At 73.8% G+C, this 7,774-nt stretch carries 7 protein-coding genes; 4 read left to right on the top strand and 3 right to left on the bottom strand.

Features of this window, described 5'->3' with window-relative positions:
- Nucleotides 1–121 precede the first annotated feature (121 nt).
- Together ACFRMQ_RS34985 and ACFRMQ_RS34980 are read right to left on the bottom strand one after the other, a co-directional pair.
- Nucleotides 122–490, bottom strand: a complete 369-nt coding sequence (locus ACFRMQ_RS34985; RefSeq protein ID WP_380734828.1) for a transglycosylase SLT domain-containing protein — start codon at nt 488–490, stop codon at nt 122–124.
- A gap of 505 nt (nt 491–995) precedes the next feature.
- Nucleotides 996–2,537, bottom strand: a complete 1,542-nt coding sequence (locus ACFRMQ_RS34980; protein WP_380734827.1) for a carboxyl transferase domain-containing protein — start codon at nt 2,535–2,537, stop codon at nt 996–998.
- A gap of 305 nt (nt 2,538–2,842) precedes the next feature.
- On the opposite strand from ACFRMQ_RS34980, the gene ACFRMQ_RS34975 reads away from it, so the two are divergent.
- From ACFRMQ_RS34975 to ACFRMQ_RS34965, 3 genes are all read left to right on the top strand, one after another.
- Complete coding sequence (locus ACFRMQ_RS34975; protein ID WP_380699189.1) at nt 2,843–3,235, top strand: ribonuclease; 393 nt, start codon at nt 2,843–2,845, stop codon at nt 3,233–3,235.
- Between the two features lie 185 nt (nt 3,236–3,420).
- Nucleotides 3,421–4,104: a TetR/AcrR family transcriptional regulator gene (locus ACFRMQ_RS34970; protein ID WP_380734826.1), complete on the top strand. Its 684-nt coding sequence runs from the start codon at nt 3,421–3,423 to the stop codon at nt 4,102–4,104.
- A gap of 215 nt (nt 4,105–4,319) precedes the next feature.
- Nucleotides 4,320–4,850 carry a universal stress protein gene (locus ACFRMQ_RS34965; protein ID WP_380734825.1) on the top strand — a complete coding sequence of 177 codons (531 nt, stop codon included), beginning with the start codon at nt 4,320–4,322 and terminating at the stop codon, nt 4,848–4,850.
- Between the two features lie 427 nt (nt 4,851–5,277).
- On the opposite strand, the gene ACFRMQ_RS34960 is transcribed toward ACFRMQ_RS34965, so the two are convergent.
- Nucleotides 5,278–6,084: an IclR family transcriptional regulator gene (locus ACFRMQ_RS34960; protein WP_380734824.1), complete on the bottom strand. Its 807-nt coding sequence runs from the start codon at nt 6,082–6,084 to the stop codon at nt 5,278–5,280.
- 327 nt (nt 6,085–6,411) lie between these two features.
- Here ACFRMQ_RS34960 and ACFRMQ_RS34955 point away from each other — a divergent pair, with 327 nt between their 5' ends.
- Nucleotides 6,412–7,722 (top strand): extracellular solute-binding protein, encoded by a 1,311-nt coding sequence (locus tag ACFRMQ_RS34955; protein WP_380734823.1) that lies wholly within the window; start codon nt 6,412–6,414, stop codon nt 7,720–7,722.
- Nucleotides 7,723–7,774 lie beyond the last annotated feature (52 nt).

Genomic DNA, 7,774 nt, shown 5'->3' with positions numbered 1-7,774 from the left:
GGACCACGCGGATCGCGCGGGTCCGGGCCCTCTCGGGCACCCCGGTGGTCCCTGTCCGGCCCCCGGGGTGAGGGGGAGTGGTCAGGGGACGGTCGGAGGCAGGTGGGCCGATGGGGTCGGCTTAGTACCAGTGGTGGGTCTGCCAGAAGGCCCAGGCGCCGTTCGGGCTGCCGTAGCGGCCGTTCATGTAGTCCAGCGCCCACTTGATCTGGGTGCTCGGGTTGGTCTTCCAGTCGGAGCCGTGCGAGGCCATCTTGGAGCCCGGCAGCGCCTGGGCCAGGCCGTACGCGCCCGAGCTCGGGTTGGTCGCGCTGACGTTCCAGCCGGACTCGTGGGAGATGATCTGGTTGAAGGAGGCCAGCTGGTTCGCCGGGACGATCTGGGCGGCGATGGCCTGCGGGGAGGCGGCGTTCGCGGTGGCGGGCAGGACGCCCGCGCCCAGGGCGGTCAGACCGGCGGCGCCGGCGAGAACGGCGGCGGAAGTGCGCATGCGGAGCTTGAAAGCGGGCATGTGGAACGGGACCTCAATCGGGTTGGGCCGGTCGCTCCCCGCCCAGGACCACGGCCGGGACAGGGGCCGGACGGTCGCGGGGGTGACACGGCGGTTAGCCACTCACCGGCGGGACAGGTGCCGGTGCGGCTGACGACTGAGCCATTGTTGGCAGACGGGATCGGCTGTCGCCAAGCCCCTCTGGTTACGACGCCCGGTCGTACGGACGGCGTGGCCGTGGATTCGAAGGACAGGCCGGGGCGGGCGCTCGGGAGGGCGCTGAGCTGCGCGGACTCCGGGGGGACCGGGGTGGCGCGGGGGCCTCGACGGTGTCTACTACCCTCCGTCGTTCGTGTTGATCGCGTGTGAGCGCACTCACCGTTCGGGGGGTCGTGGGCGTCACGCGCAGGCCCGGCCGCGGCACGGTGGGTGCAGACGATCAACCCCGTGGCTGAGACCGGCGCCACACCGTCGCGGCGGCCGGCCGGAGACCGGAGGAGAGTGCCTACCGCAGGTCGCCCAGCCGTCGGTGCCGCAGGGCCCGGGCTGCCAGCCGGTCCGCCTCGGTGGCCCCCGTCAGGGTGGCGAGCGCCGCGCCGACCGCCTGCCCGAGCCGCGCGCAGAAGGCCCCGGGCTCCTCGGCGGCGTCCGGCAGCTCGGGGACGACCTCGTCGACCAGCCCGACCTCGGCCAGGTGTCGCGCCCCGATCCCCTGGCTGCGGGCCAGCTCGGCCGCGTGCGCGCCGTCCCGGTGGACGATCGCCGAAGCGCCCTCCGGCGGCAGCGGCGCCAGCCAGGCGTGCTCGGCGGCGATCACCCGGTCCGCCGGGAGCAGGGCCAGCGCCCCGCCGCCCGAGCCCTGGCCGAGCAACACGGCCAGCACGGGGGTGCGCAGCGCGAGCAGGGTGGTCAGGCAGTACGCGATCTCCACCGCGATGCCCTCCAGCTCGGCCTCGGCGGACAGTTCCGCGCCGGCCGTGTCCACCACGGTGACCAGCGGCAGCCCGAGCTGTTCGGCCAGGCGCGCGGTGCGCCGTACGGCCCGCAGGTCGGCGGCGGTGAAGGGGCGCTCGTGCCCGGGGGTCTGCCGCTGCTGGCCGACGACCAGGACGGGGCGCCCGCCGAGCACGGCCAGCGCCCGGACCAGCGCGCCGCCGCGTCCGCCGGGGGAGTCCAGCAGCACCAGTTCCCCGGCGGTGTGCCGCAGCAGCTCGCGGGCGCCCGGACGGTCCGGGCGGCGGGTGCGGCGGACGGAGTCCCAGGCGTCGGGGTGCTCGGCGCCGGGGGCTGGGGCGGTCTCGGGCGCGGGGGTTGTGAAAGTGGAAGTGAAAGGAGAGGGGGAGTGGGAGTGGGAGGGCGGGACGGTGGCGAGCACGGCGAGGGCGCGGCGGAGCAGCTCGCGCAGTTCCTGCGGCGGGACGACGGCGTCCACCAGGCCCCGCCCGGCGAGCGTCTCGGCCAGCTGGACGTCCGCCGGCAGCTCCACCCCGCGCAGTTCCTCGTACACGCGGGGGCCGAGGAAGCCGAGCCGGGCGCCCGGCTCGGCGAGGACCAGCTGGCCGAGCGTGCCCCAGGACGCGAAGACCCCTCCCATGGTGGGGTTGCGCAGATAGGTGAGGTAGGGGAGGCCGGCCGCGCGGTGCGCCTGGACGGCGGCGGTGATCCGCAGCATGCAGAGGAAGGCCGCCGAGCCCTCCTGCATCCGGGTCCCGCCGGAGACCGGCAGGGCGAGCAGCGGCAGCCGCTCGGCGGTGGCCCGTTCCACGGCGCGGGTGATCCGCTCGGCGGTGGCGACGCCGATCGAGCCGCCGAGGAAGCCGAACTCGGAGGCGACCAGGGCGACCGGTCGGCCGTCGACCAGTCCGACGCCGGTGAGGACGGCCTCGTCCAGGCCGGTGCGCTCGCGGGCCCGGTCGAGCGAGGCGCGGTAACCGGGGTCGGCGGGCGGGCCGGGCGGTGGCTCGTCCCAGCTCCGGAAGCCGTCCGGGTCGACCAGCAGCCCGATCAGCTGGTGCGCCGTCAGCGATGTGCCCGAGACCGTACCCATGCCCCACCCCGTCAGAGATCGTTACGGCCCGTCATGATCCGCCGTTCCGTACGGCACTCTATGCGGCCCGGTTCGGGCGCCGCGAGCGCCCGCGCGGGCGGGTGGGGCGGCCGTGGCACTTGTTCGACGGCGGTCGGCCATTGCGCCGGGCGGGCGGTTCGTGGGCGTTTCGCGGACGGCTGGGGCGGCGGCCGGGAGAGGTCGGCGTATAGCTCAAGTCGCCTTTGGTAAAGGGAAGTCACTCACTGGCTAATAGTTTTCCAGAGGGCTTCCGGAGTTGACGGTGTCTCGCCACACTGGGGGACATGACCCGCACTCTACGCGCGTGGAAGTCCCGCGCCGCCGCCGTCACCGCCGTCGCCCTGATGACCCTCGCCCCGGTCGCCGTCGCCACCGACGCGCACGCCACCGTGAGCGGAACGGTCTGCCTCTCCGCCCTCCCGTCGCAGGCCGCCGACACCCTCGGCCTCATCGCCTCCGACGGGCCCTTCCCGTACTCCCAGGACGGCGTGGTCTTCCAGAACCGGGAGGGAGTCCTGCCCGGCGAGTCCTACGGCTACTACCACGAGTACACCGTCATCACCCCGGGCTCCCCGACCCGTGGCGCCCGCCGGATCGTGACCGGCCAGGCCTACCAGGAGGACTACTACACCGGCGACCACTACGCGACGTTCTCCCTGATCGACCAGACCTGCTGAGCGGGAACGCCTCCGGAACACCCCGGAACACTCCTGACGCGACGGTGGCCCCGGCGGACTTCCCCCGCCGGGGCCACTACCTCTCTCTGTCCGATGCGTCAAGCAACTCGCCTACCAGGAGCGTAAGTTGAGCGTCGGACTCCCCGTGTCGGGTGCGGCCGGCCGGCACTTGCTAGGGTCGGGGCATGGCACCACCGAGCAGCGCGAACCCCCCGGGGCGGCTCCGGCGGGACGCGCAGCGCAACCGCGACCTGCTGCTCGCCGCCGCCCGCGACATGTTCTCCAGGCACGGCCTGGACGTACCGCTGGACCAGATCGCCAAGGAAGCGGGTGTCGGCAACGCCACCCTCTACCGGCACTTCCCGACCCGCGAGGCGCTGATGGGCGAGGTGTTCGCGGACGCCGGGGCCGGCCTGGCCGACGCCGGCCAGGAGGCGCTCGCCGCCGAGGACGCCTGGAGCGGCCTCGAACGGTACTTCGGGCGGATCTTCGAGCTGGTCGCCGCCGACCGGGGCATCAACGACCTGGTCACCCAGGCCATCCCGACCATCCCCGGCATGATCGAGATCAGCCGGCAGCACGCCACCACCGTCGGAGCCCTGATCGCCCGCGCCCAGGAGCAGGGCACCATGCGCCGCGACGTGGTCACCATGGACCTGCTCTTCCTGCTCGGCCCGCTCTGCCGCGCCCTGCCCGCCGCCACCGAGCTGCGCCCCGACCTCTGGCGCCGCTACCTCGCCCTCCTGCTCGACGGTTTCCGAGCCCGGGCCACTCACCCGCTGCCGGTCCCGCCCATCGGGGAGGAGCACCTGGACCGGATGTTCGCCGACCTCTGGGAGGCGGACGCGCCGGAGCCGCCGAAGGCCTGAGCGTGCCGGGTGGCGCCCCGTCCGCCTCCCGTCCACGTGCCCCGTCCGCGCCGTACGGCCGTACCGGGGGCGCGTCAGGGACGCGTAGGGAACGCCCGGTTCCGCGTCAGAGCCGCGTCAACGAGCCGAGGCCGCACGGGTGCCGGCCGCTTTGCTGGACGTGGACGTGGGACGGTGCGTGGGCACCCGGACGGGCGGAGAGGCAGGGCGGGGCCATGGCGGACGGTGACGTGAGCGCGGACGAGGGCCGGATGGTGGTCGGTGTCAGCGGTTCGCTCGGCAGCCTCGCCGCACTGCACCACGCGGTGGCCGAGGCCCGGCGGACCGGCGTCGAGGTGCTCGCCGTCCTCTGCTGGACCCCGCCGGGGGACGAGTACGGTTACCGCCGCACTCCGTGCCCGCCGGTGGTCGACGCCGGACGCGCCGCCGCCGTGGCCCGGCTGCGCCAGGCCCTCGACGAGGCGTTCGCCGGGCGCTACGCCGGGGTGCGGCTGCGCTGCCAGACCGTCCGCGGCGAGACCGCCCACACCCTGGTGCGCTGCGCCGACCGGCCGGACGACGTGCTGGTGCTCGGTGCGGGCCGGGAGCGGGGCCGCCTCTCCCGGCTGATCCGGCCGTCGATCACCGCCTACTGCGTCCAGCGCGCGACCTGCCCGGTGCTCACCGTCCCGCGACCGCCGTTGCGGCGGGACCTGGAGGCACTGGAGCGCGGCCACGGGCTGCGCGACCTGGTCGCCGGGAACTGACCCGCCGCCCTGTCCGGTCGGGGGCGTCGGCCCGCGAGGCGGGCCGCGGGTGCGGCACGTCGCGCTCGTCGGGGCCCGAGCCGTGCCGGGGCAGCGCCACCGGGGCGGGCCCGGCGGAGGCGGCGGGGGCCGGGCGGTGGACGTCCATCAGTCGTCCGTCCGCGTACGGGACGGCCTCCGGTCGACTGCTCGTCATGCCGGGTTCGCCTCCGATTTGGCGCGTGATCACGGAGCTTGTACTGTACTTCCTGTCGCGAGGGAGACGATCCCTCGTCAGGCGTCAGTGGTGCTACCAGAGCACGTCCCACTTTCAGTGGGGAGAGTCCGTGCGACCCGGGCCTGGCGCTCCAGAGTCGGACGGGGTCCGGCGTCATGCGAATGGCGCCGGACCCTTTCCGCGTTCCCGGGAGCGGGAGTTGCCGGGCGTTCAGGACGGCTGGCGGTCGGAGCCCAGTTCGCGGGAGATCCGCAGGCCGACCTGGGCGACCACCGGGCCCAGGGCGCGGACCCGGGCGGCGGTCATCCGCGAGGTGAGGCCGGAGACGGACAGGGCCGCGGTCACCTCGCCGGTGTGGTCGAAGATCGGGGCGGCGACGCAGCGCACCTCGGGCTCGTTCTCCCGGTCGTCGATCGAGTAGCCGCGGGCGCGGATGCGGGCCAGGTCGGCGCGCAGCCGGGGTTCGTCGGAGATGGTCCAGGCGGTGACCGGGCGCAGCCCGGCCGTGACCACCTCGGCGACGGCCTCCTCGGGCAGCCAGGCGAGGATCGCCTTTCCGGTGGCGGTGCAGTAGGCGGGGGCCCGGCTGCCGACCCGGGAGGCCATCCGGACGTTGGTCTCGTCCTCGACCTTGTCCAGGTAGACGATCCCGGGGGCCTGCCAGACGGTCAGGTGGACGGTCTCGCCCGCCTCCCGCTGGAGCCGGCGCAGGTGCTCGGCGGCGACGGTGCGCAGGTCGAGGGTGGTCAGGTAGGCCTGGCCGAGCCGCAACGAGCCGTGGCCGAGCCGGAACCAGCCGGTCTCGCGGTCCCGGTCGAGCAGGTGCTCGTCCAGCAGGGGGCCGGCCAGTCGCAGTACCGTGCTCTTGTTGAGGCCGAGTCCGTCGGCGAGCTGGGCGAGCGGGACGCCGCGCCGGTCGCTGTGGTCGCGGACGTAGCCGAGGACGGCGAGCGCGCGGCGCAGCGAGGAGGACTGGTTGCGTTCGGTCGCGGGTTTCTTGGGCGCCGTCTCCGTCATGGGTCCGTTCCCTGGTGTTGTTCTGCCGGTGTTCCCCCGCTGGTCGGCGGCGGTTGTCAGAACGTACCTGTTCGCGGCCGGATCGCCGCATCTTCGATACAACGTTGTGCAGTGCAAAACTTTCCCCAACTCCCTCTTGTTGGCGCCGATCGCCCCCGCCTAACGTCCCTGCCATCGAGCAGGCGACGACGCCCCACCCGAGCGCTACGCCCTGCCGTAACCCCCACCACTTCACTCACCATCGGCCCCGGTCAGGGCCTGCTTCGACGTGCTCGTCCCCGGCGGCGCGCGTCTCGGCGGCAGCTGTCGGGAGGGGAGGTCTCCATCATGCGACTCATCGGACGGACCGCCGCAGCCGTCGTGCTCGCCGCCGGCTGCCTGGCCGCCACCGCCTGTGCCCCCGGCACCGCCTCGCCGGCGAGCGACAAGGCCGGCGACGACCGGACCGGCACCCTGCAGGTCTGGCTGTACAACGAGGCGGGCAACGCGGCCAAGGAAGCCGTGATCTCCAAGGCCGTGACCGAGTTCCAGGCCTCCCACCAGGGCGTCACCGTCAACGTCAGCTACATCGACACCGACGCCTCGGCCCGCGCGGCCAAGATGAAGGGCGCCTTCAACGACCCGAACAGCGCTCCCGACCTGGTCGAGTTCGGCAACACCGACCTGCCCGGCTACGTCGCCGCCGGCGGCCTCGCCGACATCACCGCCGACCTGGACAAGTGGCAGGACAAGGGCGACCTCGACCCGGCGATCGCCAAGACCTCCGTGGTCGACGGCAAGACCTACGGCCTGCCCTGGTGGGTCGGCGTGCGGGCGCTGTACTACCGCACCGACCTGTTCACCGAGGCCGGCCTCACCCCGCCGACCTCGTACGACGAACTGGTCGCCGCCACCCAGAAGATCCACGGCGCGCACCCGGACACCTTCGGCATCGCGGTCGGCGGCAAGTACACCTTCGCCGCGCTGCCCTTCGTCTGGGACGCGGGCGGCGACATCGCCACCCAGGACGGCTCGAAGTTCAAGGCCGCGATCGACTCGCCGGCCTCGCAGGCCGGGATCAAGCGCTACACCGACCTGTTCGGCCCGGACGGCTGCCCCGCCCAGCAGTGCGCGGACCTGACCGGCGGCAAGACCGTCGACCTGTTCGCCGCCGGCAAGTCGGCGATGGCGGTGCTGCTCAACTCCAACCGCGGCAAGGTCGAGGCGGGCGCCGTCAAGGGCAAGTACGGCGTGGTGCCGCTGCCCGGTGCGAAGCCCGGCTCGATCGCCCCGGCCTTCGCGGGCGGCAACAACCTGGGCGTGATGAAGGCGGCCAAGCACCGCACGCTGGCCGTCGAGTTCGCCGAGCTGCTGGCGAGCCCCACGTACCAGGAGCAGATGTACGACGCGATGGGCAACCTGCCGACGCTGAAGTCCGTCAGCGGCAAGGTCGCGGCGAAGGACGCGTTCCTGAAGCCGTTCACCGACACCATCGCGGCCGGCACCAAGTTCGTGCCGCTCGACCAGGCGTGGGCGCAGATCGACGCCCAGGCGGTGATCCCGACGATGCTCCAGCAGGTCGTCACCGGCAAGGCGGACGTGGCCAAGGCCTCCGCCGACGCCGCCGCGCAGGTCACCTCGGCCTTCGCCGCGCACTGACGGTCGGCCGAACGCCGGCGGCGGCGCGTTCCGGGCACCGCGCCCCGGGCAC

Source organism: Kitasatospora sp. NPDC056783 (assembly GCF_042789895.1).
GTDB lineage: Bacteria > Actinomycetota > Actinomycetes > Streptomycetales > Streptomycetaceae > Kitasatospora.
Note: the sequence above shows the minus strand (reverse complement) of the source record. Positions and strands in the feature narration are given on the sequence as shown.

Bases quoted from the DNA above. Each gene is read 5' to 3' on its own strand.
- ACFRMQ_RS34985 (WP_380734828.1), bottom strand. From the start codon at position 490: ATGCGCACTTCCGCCGCCGTTCTCGCCGGCGCCGCCGGTCTGACCGCC.
- ACFRMQ_RS34980 (WP_380734827.1), bottom strand. From the start codon at position 2,537: ATGGGTACGGTCTCGGGCACATCGCTGACGGCGCACCAGCTGATCGGG.
- ACFRMQ_RS34975 (WP_380699189.1), top strand. From the start codon at position 2,843: ATGACCCGCACTCTACGCGCGTGGAAGTCCCGCGCCGCCGCCGTCACC.
- ACFRMQ_RS34970 (WP_380734826.1), top strand. From the start codon at position 3,421: ATGGCACCACCGAGCAGCGCGAACCCCCCGGGGCGGCTCCGGCGGGAC.
- ACFRMQ_RS34965 (WP_380734825.1), top strand. From the start codon at position 4,320: ATGGCGGACGGTGACGTGAGCGCGGACGAGGGCCGGATGGTGGTCGGT.
- ACFRMQ_RS34960 (WP_380734824.1), bottom strand. From the start codon at position 6,084: ATGACGGAGACGGCGCCCAAGAAACCCGCGACCGAACGCAACCAGTCC.
- ACFRMQ_RS34955 (WP_380734823.1), top strand. From the start codon at position 6,412: ATGCGACTCATCGGACGGACCGCCGCAGCCGTCGTGCTCGCCGCCGGC.